General features: G+C 50.9%; 15 protein-coding genes. 6 read left to right on the plus strand and 9 right to left on the minus strand.

Translation table 11 applies throughout. The features are described from left to right. Positions 1–20: 20 nt before the first annotated feature. Entirely contained in the window at positions 21–182 is a 162-nt protein-coding gene (locus tag NYR02_RS18940) for a hypothetical protein (RefSeq protein WP_260977929.1), read from the plus strand. Positions 183–290: 108 nt separating this feature from the next. Then, positions 291–2,279 carry a transketolase gene (gene tkt / locus NYR02_RS18945; RefSeq protein WP_260977930.1) on the plus strand — a complete coding sequence of 663 codons (1,989 nt, stop codon included), beginning with the start codon at positions 291–293 and terminating at the stop codon, positions 2,277–2,279. Between the two features lie 83 nt (positions 2,280–2,362). On the opposite strand, the gene NYR02_RS18950 is transcribed toward tkt, so the two are convergent. Both NYR02_RS18950 and NYR02_RS18955 read right to left on the minus strand, forming a co-directional pair. Further along, complete coding sequence (locus NYR02_RS18950) at positions 2,363–2,938, minus strand: LemA family protein (RefSeq protein WP_260977931.1); 576 nt, start codon at positions 2,936–2,938, stop codon at positions 2,363–2,365. Between the two features lie 32 nt (positions 2,939–2,970). Then, positions 2,971–4,242 (minus strand): DUF3137 domain-containing protein, encoded by a 1,272-nt coding sequence (locus NYR02_RS18955; protein WP_260977932.1) that lies wholly within the window; start codon positions 4,240–4,242, stop codon positions 2,971–2,973. A gap of 563 nt (positions 4,243–4,805) precedes the next feature. Here NYR02_RS18955 and NYR02_RS18960 point away from each other — a divergent pair. Both NYR02_RS18960 and NYR02_RS18965 read left to right on the plus strand, forming a co-directional pair. Beyond that, positions 4,806–6,044 (plus strand): hypothetical protein, encoded by a 1,239-nt coding sequence (locus NYR02_RS18960; protein WP_260977933.1) that lies wholly within the window; start codon positions 4,806–4,808, stop codon positions 6,042–6,044. Between the two features lie 192 nt (positions 6,045–6,236). Beyond that, the gene (locus NYR02_RS18965; RefSeq protein ID WP_260977934.1) at positions 6,237–8,144 is read left to right on the plus strand and encodes a ribosomal protein L7/L12; all 1,908 of its coding nucleotides are present in this window, start codon (positions 6,237–6,239) and stop codon (positions 8,142–8,144) included. Between the two features lie 88 nt (positions 8,145–8,232). On the opposite strand, the gene NYR02_RS18970 is transcribed toward NYR02_RS18965, so the two are convergent. Continuing rightward, entirely contained in the window at positions 8,233–9,687 is a 1,455-nt protein-coding gene (locus NYR02_RS18970) for a LuxR C-terminal-related transcriptional regulator (protein ID WP_260977935.1), read from the minus strand. An 88-nt stretch (positions 9,688–9,775) separates the two neighbouring features. Between NYR02_RS18970 and NYR02_RS18975 the strand changes: the two genes are divergently transcribed. Together NYR02_RS18975 and NYR02_RS18980 are read left to right on the plus strand one after the other, a co-directional pair. Further along, complete coding sequence (locus NYR02_RS18975; RefSeq protein WP_260977936.1) at positions 9,776–10,948, plus strand: helix-turn-helix transcriptional regulator; 1,173 nt, start codon at positions 9,776–9,778, stop codon at positions 10,946–10,948. 457 nt (positions 10,949–11,405) lie between these two features. Next, positions 11,406–12,386, plus strand: a complete 981-nt coding sequence (locus tag NYR02_RS18980; protein WP_260977937.1) for a substrate-binding domain-containing protein — start codon at positions 11,406–11,408, stop codon at positions 12,384–12,386. Positions 12,387–12,409: 23 nt separating this feature from the next. Here the strand turns inward: NYR02_RS18980 and NYR02_RS18985 are convergent, their stop codons facing one another. Genes NYR02_RS18985 through alc form a run of 6 tightly spaced genes read right to left on the minus strand, consistent with a single transcriptional unit; the run spans position 12,410 to position 17,401 of the window. Then, entirely contained in the window at positions 12,410–13,591 is a 1,182-nt protein-coding gene (locus NYR02_RS18985) for a urate hydroxylase PuuD (RefSeq protein WP_260977938.1), read from the minus strand. Beyond that, positions 13,591–14,916, minus strand: a complete 1,326-nt coding sequence (guaD, locus tag NYR02_RS18990; RefSeq protein WP_260977939.1) for a guanine deaminase — start codon at positions 14,914–14,916, stop codon at positions 13,591–13,593. Before guaD ends, NYR02_RS18985 begins: the two co-directional genes overlap by 1 nt. Before the next feature lie 16 nt (positions 14,917–14,932). After that, complete coding sequence (locus NYR02_RS18995) at positions 14,933–15,469, minus strand: ureidoglycolate lyase (RefSeq protein ID WP_260977940.1); 537 nt, start codon at positions 15,467–15,469, stop codon at positions 14,933–14,935. A 1-nt stretch (position 15,470) separates the two neighbouring features. Next, positions 15,471–15,830 (minus strand): hydroxyisourate hydrolase, encoded by a 360-nt coding sequence (gene uraH, locus NYR02_RS19000; RefSeq protein WP_260977941.1) that lies wholly within the window; start codon positions 15,828–15,830, stop codon positions 15,471–15,473. Between the two features lie 49 nt (positions 15,831–15,879). Continuing rightward, entirely contained in the window at positions 15,880–16,395 is a 516-nt protein-coding gene (gene uraD, locus NYR02_RS19005) for a 2-oxo-4-hydroxy-4-carboxy-5-ureidoimidazoline decarboxylase (protein ID WP_260977942.1), read from the minus strand. A 10-nt stretch (positions 16,396–16,405) separates the two neighbouring features. After that, positions 16,406–17,401, minus strand: coding sequence for an allantoicase (gene alc / locus NYR02_RS19010; RefSeq protein ID WP_260977943.1), 996 nt, complete (start codon positions 17,399–17,401; stop codon positions 16,406–16,408). Positions 17,402–17,451 lie beyond the last annotated feature (50 nt).

Here is a 17,451-nt window from a genome sequence, read left to right on the forward strand (position 1 = left end):
TGTCCCGCCAGCGGCGTTGAGTGGTGTTATTGTTATTAACGGGTTCCGGCAAGAACCCAATGCTGCGCAGTGTGTCACGCGACAAAGACGCTGACCCGGTGAATATCGGCCATGATAACGGTCTGAGAATGCAGGTTTGTCTGCTATTTATCTGCCCGCAGACTGACCAGCGCCATTGCTGAAACAGCCCTTCTGCGCGACAATGGCGCCCCTTTTTTTAAAGGCTGGCAATTGGTCGCCTCCGGGCAAACCTTGCTGGCCAGAACCGAACCTTGATCAGGAGTCGTTACATGACATCTCGTTCCGAACTGGCGAACGCCATCCGTGCACTGAGCATGGATGCTGTACAAAAGGCCAAATCCGGCCACCCAGGCGCGCCTATGGGCATGGCCGATATCGCCGAAGTCCTGTGGAATGACTACCTGAAGCACAACCCGAATAACCCGGAATGGGCCGACCGCGACCGTTTTATTCTGTCCAACGGTCACGGCTCAATGCTGATCTACTCGCTGCTGCACCTGAGCGGCTACGATCTGAGCATCGACGATCTGAAAAACTTCCGTCAGCTGCACTCCAAAACACCGGGTCACCCGGAGTACGGTTATGCACCGGGTATTGAAACCACCACCGGCCCACTGGGTCAGGGCATTGCCAACGGCGTCGGTATGGCACTGGCCGAGAAAGTTCTGGCCGCACAGTTCAACCGCGACAAGCACAATGTGGTTGATCACCACACTTACGTGTTTATGGGTGACGGCTGCATGATGGAAGGTATTTCCCATGAAGCCTGCTCACTGGCCGGTACTCTGGGTCTGGGCAAACTGGTTGCCTTCTACGATGACAACGGCATTTCCATCGACGGCGAAGTGGAAGGCTGGTTCACCGACGATACCGTTAAGCGTTTTGAAGCTTACGGCTGGCAGGTAATTCCACGCGTTAACGGCCACGACCCTGAAGAAATCAAACAGGCCATCGAAACCGCCCGCGCTAACACCGAGCAGCCAACCCTGATCTGCTGCAAAACCATCATCGGTTTTGGTTCACCCAACAAAGAAGGCAAAGAAGACTGCCACGGCGCACCACTGGGCGACGACGAAATCGCCCTCACCCGCGAGCGTCTGGGCTGGAAACACGGTGCCTTCGAAATTCCTGCCAATGTGTATGAAGGCTGGAGCGCAAAAGAAAAAGGTCAGGCCGCCGAACAAAGCTGGGACGAAAAATTCGCCGCCTATGCCGCGGCTTACCCGGAGCTGGCAGCCGAATTCAAACGTCGTGTAGGCAATGAACTGCCAGCCGATTTCTCTGCCCAGGCTCAGGCTTATATCGACGAATGTCAGGCCAAAGGCGAAGTAGTTGCTTCGCGTAAAGCTTCGCAGAACACTCTGAACGCGTTTGGCCCGCTGCTGCCGGAATTCCTCGGTGGTTCTGCTGACCTCGCCGGTTCCAACCTGACCCTGTGGAAAGGTTGCCAGGGCGTGAGCGAAACCGATGCTGCCGGTAACTACGTATTCTACGGCGTGCGTGAGTTCGCCATGAGCGCAATGATGAACGGTATCGCTCTGCACAGAGGCTTCATTCCTTACGGCGCCACCTTTCTGATGTTTATGGAATACGCCCGCAACGCCGTACGTATGGCCGCGCTGATGAAGCAACGCTCCATCTTCGTTTACACCCACGACTCCATTGGTCTGGGTGAAGACGGTCCAACGCACCAGCCGGTAGAACAAGTCGCCAACCTGCGTAACACGCCGAACCTGGAAACCTGGCGTCCATGCGATACCGTCGAATCCGCTACCGCCTGGAAAGCCGCTATCGAGCGCAAAGATGGCCCAAGCGCGCTGATCTTCTCCCGTCAGAACCTGCAGCATCAGCCGCGTTCTGCTGAACAGGTTGCTGCCATTGCCCGTGGTGGTTATATCCTGAAAGATTGTGCCGGTACACCGGACGCCATCATTATTGCGACCGGCTCTGAAGTAGAACTGGCCACCGCCGCTGCCGAACAATTGGCCGGTAAGAACGTGCGCGTAGTATCCATGCCGTGTGCGGAAGTGTTCTGCAAACAGGGCGCTGCCTATATGGAAGCCGTACTGCCCGCCGCCGTTAGCGCACGCGTTGCCGTGGAAGCGCTGCACAAAGATTACTGGCACAAATTTGTGGGCCTGAACGGCAAGATCATCGGTATGGACACCTTTGGTGAATCCGCACCGGCGCCGTTGCTGTTTAAAGAATTCGGTATTACCGTGGATGCGGTAGTCGAAGCGGTTAACAGCCTGCTGTAATCCGCTGCCGCTGTTATCTGTTAATAGCAACGACATAAAAAAACCGGCCAATGGCCGGTTTTTTTATGTCGCATCAAACCCCGTCAGAGATTGGGTTTGTAATCAAAACCAGCCTGAGCCTCGCTATCTGTAAAACTCTGTAGCGGTTGTTTATGGTTTAGCAGGCTGTTCACCAACGATCCGGGAAACATCTGAATCGCGTTATTAAACTCTTCAACATTGCGATTGAATATACGTAAGGCGGCACCAATCTGCTCTTGTTGTTCTGATATTTCCGCCATCAGTTTCAGATACAGATCCGAGGCTTTCAGTTCCGGATAAGCTTCAACAGCCACTTTTAATCCCTGCAAAAGACTGGCCGTGTATTTTTCTGCCTGAGCCAGCTTAGCGGTATCCGGTGTGGCAGACGATGGATTAGCAAGTTCAGCGATGCTGTTACGCAAGCGGGTAACATCCGCCAGAACACTGCTTTCGTGCAGCTTGTAGTCTTCGACCAACTTTTCCACATGGGGAATGATTTTATTTTTCTGACGCTCCTGAGTCAGAACCGATGCCCAGGCGCGGTCAACGGCATTAAACTTGCCCACAATGCCGTTATAAATAATGACAACGGCAATCAACAGCAGCACCGGAACCAGTAAAAAAAACAAATCGTTCATACGCTCTCCACAAAAGTAAACCGGCAACCCGGTCAGAGTTCAAAATTATTATCCGTCAGGCGCATCAGGTTATGCATCTGAAACAGTAAGCCATCGAGCTTTTTCAGTTCATCGTGCTTGGCAATTTCGCTGGCAAATTCAACGGGATTCTCCAGATTATAATGACGCTTATACTCCAGCATATCGTCATTATTAAAAGCAAAGCACAGATCACCACGGACGTTTATTTCCAGCACAGGACGTGAGTACTCAGACGCCATAGCCAGCATTGCTTCAATCACAGCGGGCGATAAGAAACGGGCCGCGGCGATCTCTTTATCAGCGCGGACGCTGAATAACCGGTTAAATTCATTTGAAGCTGTTGTGTACTCTTCTCCGCTGAAAGAAATACCGCTGCCACCTTCAAGACTCAACCCTCTGGCAAATGGAAAGTGCAACAGCAGACCATGACGGTAATAGCTGTTTCTTACCACGCGGGTACGAGTATTACCCTTGGAGTCGGTGTAGGTTTCGGTACGACGTACAACGTAATGAAAACGGTAGAGGCGGTAATCAAAACTGTGCAGCTCGCCCTCATAATGCCCCTGATATAAATGCTGAATTTCGCGCAGATCATTGCCGCGAATAAATTCCTTAAACTGCTGACCCAGCTCTTTGGCTTTCTCTTTTCTTTTAAAAGGTAAAGCCTTAAGTCCATTGTTAAACAGAATATCCAACAGACTGATCCGCTCAGAAAGGGGTCTTCGCCAGTGCTTACGGCGATATGAGCACCACCCGATAACGCCTCCGGAAACCAATAAAAACAACGGCAGAGCCGGCTCAGAAGAAACAAATCCACCGCCTGAAATCAACAATAGCAGCGCCTGAAATGCCCCCCAATACAACTGTCCCCAGTACGGGGTCAACACCAGAGCCAGTGTGACTCCGGCTACCACCACGACACGCTGCGCCGGAGTTTTAATATGCCGGGATAAGAATCGTACCTTGCCTTGCTCCTCACGCCAGAGCTGCCAGAAGACAGCGGCGGTCAGAGGCAACCAATACTGGCTGTAGAACAGCACGACTCCCAACCAATAATCGAATTCATACGGCAGACTTCGGAAAAAAATACTGAATAACGCCAGCCCTCCAAAGCCCAGAAACAGCACACTGATAACGACCCAGAGTTTATCGTTATAATCCAGTGGGCCCGGATGGTGCTCCAGTGAACGAATCGTTCTGACCAGATCCTCCTGACTGCTTGCCGCCTCAACTTTTTCCTTCAGCTGAGCAATATTGGCACTCACCTGCTGGTTGTACTTCATGAACAATCCTTAGCATTACGTAATATCCCATCGCCATTCTACCAGTATTGACATCTGAAATAGTAATATATGGTTACGGCAACACATCATCCGGCCGGATTATTCCCTGCAATAAACAGGATTTTCCCGACCAATCAGACTGGTAATTACCCGCAGAATACGTTATCAGATACACAGGAATGCTAAGGCACGTCTGAATAATTCCGCACCGCTTCGCATGAGTGCTGCAGAGTGCTTTGACGGAGAGCGTTTATGTTCGAATTAGAGACGAATTAGTAAGACATCGCCCACTCTCACAACTTACCTTAAGAATTAGTGCCAGATATAACAGAACCCTAATGGTGTTTTCTACCTCAAAAAGAACCCGCCACTTACTTCAGCCAAACACATTCTGTAACACTCACGCGAAGCTGTTCAGAATGATGAATAGCCTCCCAGTACAAGTCATTCTTGCCAAATAGTACGCATAACCCCTCATTAATTTAATTTCCCCTATTTTGGGGAAGCCTGATCAAAGCGTCAGGAATACATTGCAGCCTGAACTGATCGTAAGGGCACATACAATGAACACTGACGTTTTAAAATCTCTATTAACCACGGCGATCGCAGCCAGCACACTGACCTTAACAGCCTGTGGCGGCGATTCCGGATCGGGTGGTGGCAATCCGACAGACAACTCGGGTAACAACCCTGGCGGCAACAACCCAGGCGACAACAATCAGGGTGGAAATCCGGTCACATTAACCGACACCAGCTGGAGTGCCGGACAAGATCGTATTCTCGGTCTGAGCTACGGTGGCACGAAAGACAACCCTGCTATCTCACTGCTGAAAGGCAAACCGGTAAGCGCTCAGGACGGTGATGAGTTTTCATTCCAGTCGGTCACTTACCCGCAAACCAGCTTCAGCGAGATCCGCAATATCGATAATCTCAATGACCGTCAGGATTATCAGGAATTCGATATCATTAGCGCCAATGGCAAAGACTATGTGATCGCTTGTCAGGACGGTAATAACTCTACGGGTTATGAGCAGCCAACCAAATTGCATATCTGGGAAAGTACAAACCCAGGGGATGTTGAAAGTATTTTGCTGGCCGACATCAACAACTTCTTCGTTGTTCGCGGCTGCAATGGCTTAGACGCTCATTTTACCGGAGGTAGCAGCACTGCCACGGCCGCTCAAGTTTATGTAGCTGGTTACAGCGAACCCGTAAGTTCAGGTATCAGCGGTGATCGTTTGGTTAAGGTGACATTAGAGTTTGATACCACCAAAACCATTGATCAAGGTGCGGTTTCAGTATCCGCAGGTACGGAAAGAGCTGCAGCGGAAAGCCTGTATCAAGCGGGCCCTAATGACAGTATCGATGCGGTAGCCGCCTATGGTAATAATGCCTATATCTTCACCTACCAGGATGATGACGCCTACAATACACTGTATTACATCAATACCGCGCCTGAGAACCCAACTCCAGTAGTGGTTTCACAATCGGTTAACGATGTGTTTGTGGGGGTTGCGCAGCCGATGGCGGTAAAAGGTATGACTCTGGTTCAGGGCGTGAATAATCACGACCTGATTTATCTGGTGTCTGACTCCGATGCCCCAGGCATTGCAGTGGCCGGTTATCGTCCTTTTGTGAATGTGCCAGCACGTACATTAACAACAACATCAGACACGCTGGCACAACGCTGCAGTGATGCCATTACCGCTAACCCGGCCAATGGTTACGGCCAGAAAATGTGGTGCTATGACTCAACCGATGCCGGAAAGATCATAGAGCTTCAAGCGCCGGTTTACCCTTAATTAAACACTACTTACCTGATTAATGCTGACAGCCGGACTTTCTGTGAAAGAGAGTCCGGCTTTTTTATGCCAGAAGAACGGAGTTTAAGATGTAAAAATTATTACCACAAATGACTTTCCCCCATTCAGGGGAGGCCTGATCAAAGCGTCAGGAATACATTATCGCCTGACGACTTGATAAGGATAACCGAGATGGAAAACCAACATTTAACAACGAATTTATTAAAAATCCAGGTATTTAAAACCGTATTAAGCAGTGCCATTCTGGCCACGGCATTAAGCCTGAGTGCCTGCGGTGGCGGCTCAGGTTCCGGCTCCGATACATCCCAGATGACTGATGGCAATAACTCAGGGGAGAACCGGGATACCACCCCTGACAGCATCAGCATCACACCGTTAACCGATGTCACAACCGACGATTTTATCGCGTTCGCTCCTGTTACTCTGTCTGGCTTTGACGGTGAGTTAACCTTGACCGTTGAAGAAGGTGGTGCCTTTGCTTTCGCCTGGGATGTTATTAAAAAACCGACCAAAGACGATCTGAGACAAACAGCCTTGGTCAGCGCGGGTGATGAAATTATTTTCCTGCACAACACCTCAGAACAATATGAAACCAGTGTCACAACAACGGCAACGCTGTCGGCCGGTAACACAGTTGTTTATAGCTTCAGCTTTACTTCCACAACAGAAGCGGCTGCGGATATACAGGCACAATGGTCCACTCCGGCGGCACTGGAAGATGGCTCTGTTGCAACCTGGCCGGTACTGATGGATGGCGCAGGCAATAAGCCCATGATGCTGTATGGAAAAAATAACGCCCTGTATACCCGTGAATTTGATGGAACAAGCTGGAGCACAGCTGGCCTCTTTGTACTCAATCATGATCCTCAGGACCAATTGGTGTGGGATATTAACAGCAATGGTAAAGCCATCATTGGTCGCTCGGAGAATACCGTCAGTGCTGCCACCGGGCACATTGAGTGCATACTCAGATACCACCGCTACGATGGCAATAACTGGGCTGGCTTCACCAATGCACGGATTTTGGCCAATCCAACTGCCGAATATTTCTGTAATAACGTAGAAGATCTCGATATTGCCTTAGCCGGTGATAACAGTATGTTAATGACCTGGCGACGCCGTGATTTAGGCAATAGCCGGTATCAGTATTGCGACAGCAGCGACCAATGCAATTCGCAGCCGCGAAACTCTGCCAGCTCGTTCGGCAGTAACCGTCGTGTTGCAGCGATTGGCCTGGGCAGCGATAGCGAAGGTAAGGTATTAACTTTAAACACCTCAGATGCCAAGGGTGTCTTTATTTCAGAGTTTGATACGCAAGCAGGCCTTGCTTCCGCAACCAATATTGCCTCGCCTCAAGGTACTAACAATATCGCGAGTATGGCTCTGAATGATACCAAGCACAGCTTAACGGTATTCAATGAAAGCGCTGATTTAAAAGCCCGCTTCCATAATGGCAGCAGCTGGTCGCTGGCAACTACACTGGACCAGCAACTCAGAATCGCCACACTGACACTGCAAACCTATTTAAGTGATGGCGCCGATTATGGCCTGACATTGTGGTCGGTGCTGGATAGTAACAACAATGCCGAGCTGCATACGAATCTCTCCGATGCCAGTTCGTTTGCAGCAACCAGCACCCGACATCAGAACGGCGGTGAACTGGTCGCCAGTAAATTTGTTGGCGACATCAATGATAACGGTAAAGCCGTTATTGCCTGGGTTGGTTACACCTTTGATCAGTCCAATAACACGGTTGGACGCGGCACGCTTTACAGCCGCTTTTACGATGGCAATAGCTGGTTAGATACACAAACCGTTGATAGCGATATCGATGTCGGTGAGTTTTTATCGATGAAAGGCAGCCTTAACGTCTATCTCGATAATTCCGATGAGACAACGCTGGTTTATACCGCCCAAAAGGGCACGCAAAGCAATAACGAAGCTCAACTGTTTTATAGCCGCCGCGGTAACAGCAATACCCCAAACAGCCAGGCGCGGCTGTTCGATAGCAGCAAAGAAGAGGCTGAGCAAATTAAAGCTGAGCTTGAAGGCGCCGGTGCGGAGGTGGAAGTAAAATAACGATTACTCCCGGTATAAATTACTCCCGGTATAAATTACTCCCGTTATAACGCTGCTTCAGTGTTATAGCGGGGATTTATCATGGCGATTACAGCTCTTGGAAATTCTGCAGGTGGCGCTGTAAGCCAACGCTCTGATTTAACTGCGCAACCAGCTCGGAGCGGTTGCGCAGTGTTAGTTTCTGATAGATGCGGGTAAGCTGGTTTTCGACCGTCTTAACCGATATTCCCAGCGCCCCGGCAATGGCGGCATTCGAGAAAAACTGACCAATTAAAAAAGCCACCTGAATTTCCCGGGCCGTTAAGCAATCGGCATAGGCTGACATATCGGTAATGCTGGCCAGCAAAAATTCTTTGCGTTTATCCAGGCTGATGATCAGCCCGTTATCATAGTGATACTGGCATTCACTGTGCTGCAGCCGTGTTGCAATCACATCGCTTAACTCCGGAGCCAGCTCAGCCAGGCAGTCATCGCTGTACAATAAATCCCCCTGATGCGAAAACAACAGCTGTGCACCAATAAAGCGTTGCCGGGCACAGGTCCCGGATTCATGTTCAGCCGCTTGTGTATTGCTCATCGCCAGCAGCTGACCAATGGCCTCATAACGCGAATTCACCGCTAGTATCTGATAAAGCTCTTTAACGTAATCGTTCACGGTATCCAGTGATAAATGCAATTCGGCGGCGATGGTTTTATTCGGATGGCCCAGCGCCAGCAAATGCGCCAGCTGTAATTTTCGGGCACTGATCAATTGATCCAGCGGTGGCTGATGCAGTTCCAGATAAGCCAGACCAGCTTCCTGGCGTACCACCAGCTGAAAATAGCGTTCGTCAGCCAAACGCTGCTGCAAGACATCACGACAGATGGTGCCCTCAGCATCCAGTCCCAGATGCATGATCGCGGTGTTAAAGCGTGGGCTGGCTTCAATGATATGGCCGTGCTTATCCACCACCGCACGCAGCACCCGATCGCGTTCCGAGCGCTGCATACTGTGAATGGTATTAATCCGCTCTGCTTCCAGCATATGCGGTACATAACGCTGTATTAATAAACGTTGTGGCTCTGAAAATTCCGGGTTATGGGCGTGCCGGTTGAGTGAGATCGAAGCAATCATCTGATTATGATCACTCGGGTATAGGGTCATAATGGAGTGTTCAATATCGTATTTTTTGCAATGCAATAAATACATATTACTGCTGAGCCACTGCTCCTGGGGGATGATGCTTTTCACATCAATGGTGGTGCCGATATTTTCCATCAGCACCCGGTTCAGCTCCAGTGCTTGCTGCAGCACCGTTGGGTGGCGAATGTAATTGTCCTGCACGTCCGGCGGCAGATTGTAGGTATAGGTTTCCTCCGCCACGTAAGGGGTATCTACCTCGCTGCGCGTCATCCAGAACGCGGTATCTAACGGCACCACTTGCTTAAGACGTTGCAGTATCGCGGCCTTAAAGTTTGCTGCATCCACCTGCCGGGCGATCTGATAGGTATCAACTAACAACGCATGAAAGGGATCATGGTACTCCATTAACTTCTTCTCCATGACATGGATTTCCCCCAACTTCCCCTATATGGGGTAAAGCTACCCGCAGCGACAATATACCCCAGTTAATGGAACAGGCCTATTGATCGTGAACGCACTTGTTAATGCCGCCGCACTGCAACGGTTACCACTTGATAACGACCCCAGGCTGGAACGCTTATTGGACGAGCTGTACCTTGGGGTCTCCGACCACGGCGGATTCAATCCGTTTCTGGCTCTGTTACAACAGCAGTTCCGCTGTCAGACCGCTACCCTGTCGATTCGCGAAACCCGCAAAAGCCAGGTAATTGGTGGCTGGTATCAGGACATGCCCGAAGCCGATGTGCAGTGGTATATCTCACACCTGGCCTGGCGTGATCCTCTGTTTCATCTGGCCAATCGCCAGAGCGGTTTTTGCAGCGCTTTCATTAATCATCAGCAAACCCTGCAGGATCCACTGATCAGCCAGTGGTGCGCACAAGCGGGGCTGGTCGATGGCGCCTGTGCCATCGCCTACCGCGACGACCAATATTGCGTCGCCCTGACGCTGGGACGTGGTGCTCAGCACGGCCACTTCAGCGCTTCTGAATTACAGCAGCTCGACCAGTTACTACCGCATCTGCGACGCGCCATCAGCCTGCAACAACTGGCCCATCAGCGCCAGCAAACGCCGGCCTATCTGGCTGAAGCACTGCACGCGATGACCGTACCACTACTGGTCATGTCGCCCGGGTTACAACTGCAATTCGCCAATCAGGCGGCGCGTCAGTGGCTGCAATCGTCACCGTTAGTCAATGCCAGCGAGCCATCGTCAACCAACCTGACCCTGCAGTTCAGCGACCATCGCCACAACGCCAACCTGTACGCCGAGCTGCACAAACTGCAGCGCAAGCCCAGCCAGCCGGCCACCAGCCTGGCCTTTCGCGATGCCGCACAACCACTGACCCTGACATTGACGTCGTTGATAAACCCTGTGGCAGAGAACAGGCCAACGCTATCAACACCCGGCGTTCTGATCAGTGTTCACGACTGGCAACAACACGATATGCCACAACCGCGACACATCAGCGAGCTGTTCGGTTTATCACAGACCGAGGGGCTGATATGCAGTTACCTCTGTCGCGGTGACTCCGCCGACATGATTGCCAGCACACTCAACCGCGAGATATCAACCGTGCGCAGCCATATAAAATCCATGCTGCGCAAAACCGACACACGCCGGCAGACTGAGCTGGTCGCGCGGGTTTTATCCACCACGCTGAAACACAGTCTGTACTTGTAACCTAAGGCATCGAGGAACCATTCTGAAAAACTTCGCGCGAGTGCTGCAGAGTACTGGTGACAAGGCATCTATTGAGGTGAATCGTGACTCCTTTTTGAGGTCGACGACACCATCGAAATACTCAGGAGCTCTCCCTTTCCTCGGACTTGCTGAAAAATCCAGCTTGGTGTTATCACGCTTTGATGTAACCTGTTTTGCCCTCAGCATGGTGCCTTAATCTGAACGCTCTCTGTAAGCCGAAGCGGGCACAGAATTATTCAAAGCCGCCCTGGTTTTTAAGCATGAGCTTTTGTAGCTGAGATTGTTAACAACAAAGCCTTCAAACAGCCAATAGCCGTTTTTTTATGTCTTCTCCCTGAGTTTTTGCCGTTAAAGGCTAACTTTGAATGGGCCTGAATTCCCGCTGTGCGAACATAATGCAGGTATACAGAGCAACCATCCTGCAGAGAGGTATCTGATGCATCCACTGATTCAAACCGCCCTGCTTCTCGTGTTAGCCATAATGACAGCAGACAACACACGGGCCGAAGGGAATACATTCGCCCTGATCGCCAAAAACACCAGCGATGAAAATTTTATCGAGGTCTGGCGGGGATGTGAGGCGGCGGCACAAAAGAATCAGGATCATTGTGTACTGCTTGGCCCTGAGCAAGAGGCCAGCGCCCGCCTGCAGTCACAAGCGATTGAACGTGCTATCAACAGCCGCCAATACCGTGCCATGGCCATATCGGTGACTAAATCCAGTGTCATTGCCGGTGCTGTCTCATTGGCTGAGATTCCGGTAATCACCTTTGATTCCCCCTTCGCGGAATCTGAGCGGAGTTTAAGCCTGAGTTATGTCGGTACCGACAATCAACAGTTCGGGCGTGATCTCGCCAGACAAGCCAAAGCCCGCCACCCCAACGGCGGTTCGGTATGTTTAATGACGGCGGAGCACGATACCAACCTGGCTTTACGGGTATTGGGAGTCAGGCGGGAGCTGAGCGGAAATCCAGACTTTGCCGATGGCCAACCTCTGCGCGGTGAAGGTGGCTGGCATGAACCTGAGCGCTGTCTTTGGGATAGCGGTGACAGCAGCCAACGCGCACTGGCGCAAATACGCATTACGCTTGCAGAGATAAAGCCCGATGTGATGCTGTCGGTAGGAAGCTGGCCGCTGATTAACCCCCAGGCATACCGCAACACTCTGCTGCCGTTCCAGGAAGAACTGCGTAAAAAGAAGCCACTGATGATTATCGGTGTTGGCAAAATATTACCCGAATACAACCAGCTGATGCAGGAGCAATTACTGCACGCACTGGTCAGTATCGATTTTTTTCGCATTGGCGAACTGACGTACAACAACATGCTTAACAGCATTAACAAAAAACCGTTAAAAGCCGTTGTCTATACGCCCAACACTATCATCACCGCCGACAAACCTGCCGCCGGGCAGTGAGATTTATTAGTTTTAGTCCGGCTTCAGGGCTGCACCTGCAACCAGAGAATCAGCTGCGTGCGTTCGCTGTCGGTCATCGCGGTAATATTCGCCAGTGGCATATAACCGGTTTGCAAAGCGCTGAGCATGCGATCTTTATATTGCAGTAATTGCACTTCATTGCCGAGCACGATACCCGCCGGGGCGCTGGTGAACATATCACTGGATGGCGATTCGCTGTGGCACTCAGCACAGCGCAGCTGGGTAATATGCAACGCCTGTGGTGTAGTAATCACCGTTTCACCTTGCGCTAACTGCGGCGTACGCGGAGCCATGACCGCCGCCAGCCCCAGCATCAGTATCAGTGCTACGACTAAAATCCAGGGTTTAAAAATGCCCTGGGTTTTCAGATTAAAGAAGTGACGGGCAAATGCGCTGATAAAGCCGATAGCTGCCAGAATTAACCAGCCATATTCATGGCCATAGGTCATCGGGTAGTGATTGCTGATCATGATAAAAATCAGCGGCAGAGTGAAATAGTTATTATGGGTAGAACGCAATTTGGCCAGCTCGGCAAACTTAGCCTGCGGCTGTTCTCCTGCTTCTACCGCTCGCACCAGTTCACGCTGGGCCGGCATAATACCAAAGAACACATTGCCCGCCATAATGCTGCCAATTAATGCACCGACATGCAGGTACGCCGCACGATCGGAAAAAATCTGATCCAGTCCCCAGGCAGCCAAGACCAGCAGAGCATAAAGAATAATCGCAAACGATTTATTATGCGCCCGCAGCGGACTTTTAATTAACGTTTCATAGATAGCAAATGCACCGGTCAGAAATACCAGGCTGATCGCAATCGCCTGCCATTGGCTAAGCGCCATTTTCGCCGGATCAATCAGGTATTGATCCGCACCCCAGTAGTACATCACCGACAGTAAGGTAAAACCGGTCAGCCAGGTGGTATAAGCTTCCCATTTAAACCAGTGCAGGGTTTGCGGCATTTTTTCCGGCCCTAACTGATATTTGGCAACCTCATAAAACCCGCCACCATGAATGGCCCACAAATCACCTTTAATACCTTTATCTTTTTTCCACTGCGGTGGCTCACGCAAGCTGAGGTCCAGCCAGACAAAATAAAAGGAAGCACCAATCCAGGCGACACCGGCAATGACATGAAACCAGCGAAAGAACAGATTCAGCCACTCAAAGATATAGGCTTCCATCAGCAATGCCCCTCTGCTTTATGCCACTGTTTCTTGCCGGCCACCCAGGTTTCGGCAACGGCACGGTCATCACCGAGAATCATCAGGCTGAATAAGGTTTCATCCAGCGTTTTACAGATGGCCTGACGGCGTTTCATTAAATCAGTGCAGCCAAGATCGAACACTACGAAGTCGGCTTCTTTACCGCGTTCAAAATTACCAATGTTATCGTCCAGCGACAGCGCTTTGGCATTGCCCAGCGTCATCATATAAAACGCTTTCTGAGCCGACAGGCTGCTGCCCTTTAACTGACAGATTTTGTAAGCCTCATTCATGGTCTGCAGCATGGAAAAACTGGTGCCGCCGCCGACATCGGTGGCGACACTGACATCAACCGGGTGCGGCTGATTTTCCAGCGAAAATAAGCCACTGCCTAAAAACAGGTTAGAAGTAGGACAGAAAGAAATCTTACTGTTGGTTTCGCTCATGCGGCGATAGTCTTCATCATCCAGATGCACGCAGTGGGCAAATACGCTGCGCTCCCCCAACAGACCGTAATAATCGTACACATCCAGATAGCTTTTACGCTCCGGGAATAATTCTTTCACAAAGGCTATTTCATCCAGATTCTCAGCCAGATGAGTCTGCATATAAACGCCCGGATTAGCAGCCAGTAATTCCCCCGCTGCGGCTAATTGCTCAGCGGTTGAGGTGATGGCAAAACGCGGCGTAATGGCGTATAGCTGGCGACCGTTATTATGCCAGCGGTCAATCAACGCCTGGCTATCCGCAACCGAGCTTTCCACGGTATCGCACAAACCTTCCGGTGCATGACGATTCATCATCACCTTGCCACAAATCATCCGGGTATTGCGTTTTTCACTCTCGGTAAAGAAGGCATCAACGGAGCCTTTATGCACAGTACCGAAAACCAGAGCGGTGGTTGTACCGTTTTTCAGCAGTTCGTTCAGGAAAAAACCGGCGGCATCGGTAGCGACTGCCGGATCGGCAAAATTAAGTTCGGTCGGAAAGGTGTAATTATTCAGCCAATCTAATAACTGCTCACCATAGGAGGCAATCACATCCACCTGCGGATAATGCACATGGGTATCAATCAGGCCGGGGGTCAGCAAAGCGTTGTCATAGCACGTTACCGGCAATTTCGGGTATTGGGCCAGCAGCGTCTGGGCATCATCACACGCGACGACGGTGCCGTTATCGGCATCAACAACCAATAATCCATCGGCAAAATAATGTGCAACCGGCTCGGCGCTGTTGGCAGTACTGGCTGGTGCATGGGTGTAATGCAGAATCGCAGCGCGATAACCCTGGTAATTCATGGTCATGTCTCTCGTTCAATAATTAATCAGCTAAGTGAATGCTGATATCCCAGCGTTCCGGAAAGAAAAATTCCTGCAGATTATTACCCGGCCCAAGCCGGTCTACGATCCAGAAATCGCTGATTTGATTTAACGCCAGCAACGGATGATGCCAGCAATTTGCTTTGTAATTAATGCCAGCACCTTCTGCATAAAACAGTGTCAGCGTGGCCGGGTCAGGTTGTTCTTCACCATCCACCGTTTTACTCAGACACACCAGAATCAGATAAGGCTCGGCGGATGCTGGCAAAAAGGCCTGACTGCCCAGTGGATGGCGCTCCATCATGGTAATGGGCATGGGCAGCAATCGCGGCTCGGCACGGAAAATACTGATAATGCCCTGCCCGGCTTGCGGGGCATCGCCCAGCGTGACCTGCGCCAGATTATGATAACGCTCGGTTGTACCGTTATTAATCATAATCGGCTTACCACGCGCGCTGACAAGCTCGCCAAACGGCGCAAAACGTTCTGCGGTCAGCGGTTGTGGCGTCAATTGTATTGTCACATCTGTCGCTGCCATATCAGGAACCCCGGTAAGTCGAATAGCCATTGGCTGAAAGCAACAAAGGAATGTGGTAATGCTCGTCCGGCGCATCAATTTCAAACACTATCTCAACCTGAGGATAAAGTGTGCTCAGCCCCTGCCGCTGGTAATAATCGCCACAGGCGAATACCAGACGGTATAACCCTTTTTCACGCTGCTGATCGCCCAACCAGTCGATGATCCGGCCATCGTCATTGGTGCAGGCGGTTGCCATGTGCTGCCAATCAGGCGCACTGATATCAGCACCGGCAGCACGGTACAGTGTTACTTCAACGCCCACCGCCGGACGACCGCGCTGAGTATCAAGAATATGAGTGGTAATCACACTTTTCTGCATTACGTTGTCCTTTTCAGGCATATGTTCAGACGGATGTCTGGCCAGAGCGTTATCCACCAACCAGCCCCAGCAATTTTTTTAAGCGCAGGTCGGTAATCTGCATCTGATTATCCGCTGCGTTCTGAATTTCCTGAGCGCGGTTATTTGGCAGGCGCTGCTGTAATAGCTCCAGCATCTGCCCGGCACTTTTACCGGTCGCAAATACGATAAAGATAAAGCCAAACTTTTCTTCATATTCGCGGTTACCACTGGCCAGCGCCAGCAATACCGACTCGCTGGCGCTCTGCGCGCCACTCTGTTCATTCGCGGCCAACGCTTTGGTATTGGCATATTTTGCGCGTAATGATTCCACATCACCAATTTTCGGGTGGGCGGTAAAAGCCTGCAGAAAATCACTCTCTGCCATGGTTTGCCAATGGCTGTGGGCGGTTTTCAGCAGCTCGTTAGTATCGGAAAAAGGACGGCTGGCGACCATCAGATCAACCCAGCGTTCAGCGGCACAGCAACTGGTAAAGGCCGCCGCCGCGTCAGCGGCGCTGAGATTATTCAATTCATCCAGAGTCATAGTTGCGCCTTTATTCACCATTACTGATAAAACCCAATACACGCAAACGGCTGATACCACCATCCGGGTACATATTCAGCTTGATATGGGTAAAGGTCTGCTCGCCACTGATCACTTCATCTTTGTAGAAATGTTCGGCATCGGCGGTCAGTTTCTGACGCTCAATCACCGGCACCCACTCAGAGGTTTCCTGCGGATGCTCACCTTCCGGCATGGTAATACCCAGCAGTGAGAAACCATCCGGATAATTGCCTTTAAAGTGTGCGGTATCCACCACCACTTTTTTAATGGAGCCGGTTGCTGCCAGCTTAATAATAATCCAATCGCATTCACGGCCACCACGGCGGCGTTTGGTTTCCCAGCCATCGCCCATGTTCACGCCACGGTCGGGCATGATCAGGTTGCTCATGGAGCTGAAAAACATATCGCTGCACGACACCGGACGTGCACCGTTTTTCACAAAAGCCAGATCCACAGGCTCGCCTGGCAGGAACCAGTTACTGTCCATCACCGCTTCACCATAAACACGTAAACGGGCAATACCGCCGTCAGGGAAGCTGTTGATGCGTAAATGAGTCCATACACCAGTGGAATCACAATCAATAAAATTATTGCTGTCCGGATTTACATCCTGCTGCGGTACGATCATCGTCCACTCAGTGCTGTTATCCGGTGCCGTTTTGCTGTTGCAGGCTTCAATGGATACCTGTTGCGGTGCATTACCAGCAAAGTGTGTGGTGCACACGTTAAAGCCTTTAATTCGCCCCTGATTACCCAGTTTAAGAATGGCCCAGTCATAACCGGCAACGCGTTTACGGCGGCTTTCCCAGCCATCCATCCATTTACCACGATCGGTGTATTTCCCATCAATAAACACCGGAGCTTCCGGTTTGATCAGGTTTTCCATCTCGGCAAAAAAATCATCACTGCAACTCAGAACCTGTCCACCCAGACGACGGTTCGCCAGGTCAATCCATTCGCTGTAAGGATGCACTTCGTTTTTCATATCGGTTCTCAACATTGTTAGACTGAATCGTTTGCATGAATCAGTTGACT

Origin of the sequence: Thalassolituus pacificus, assembly GCF_025318105.1 — a bacterium.
Taxonomy (GTDB): Bacteria; Pseudomonadota; Gammaproteobacteria; order Pseudomonadales; family Oceanobacteraceae; genus Venatoribacter; species Venatoribacter pacificus.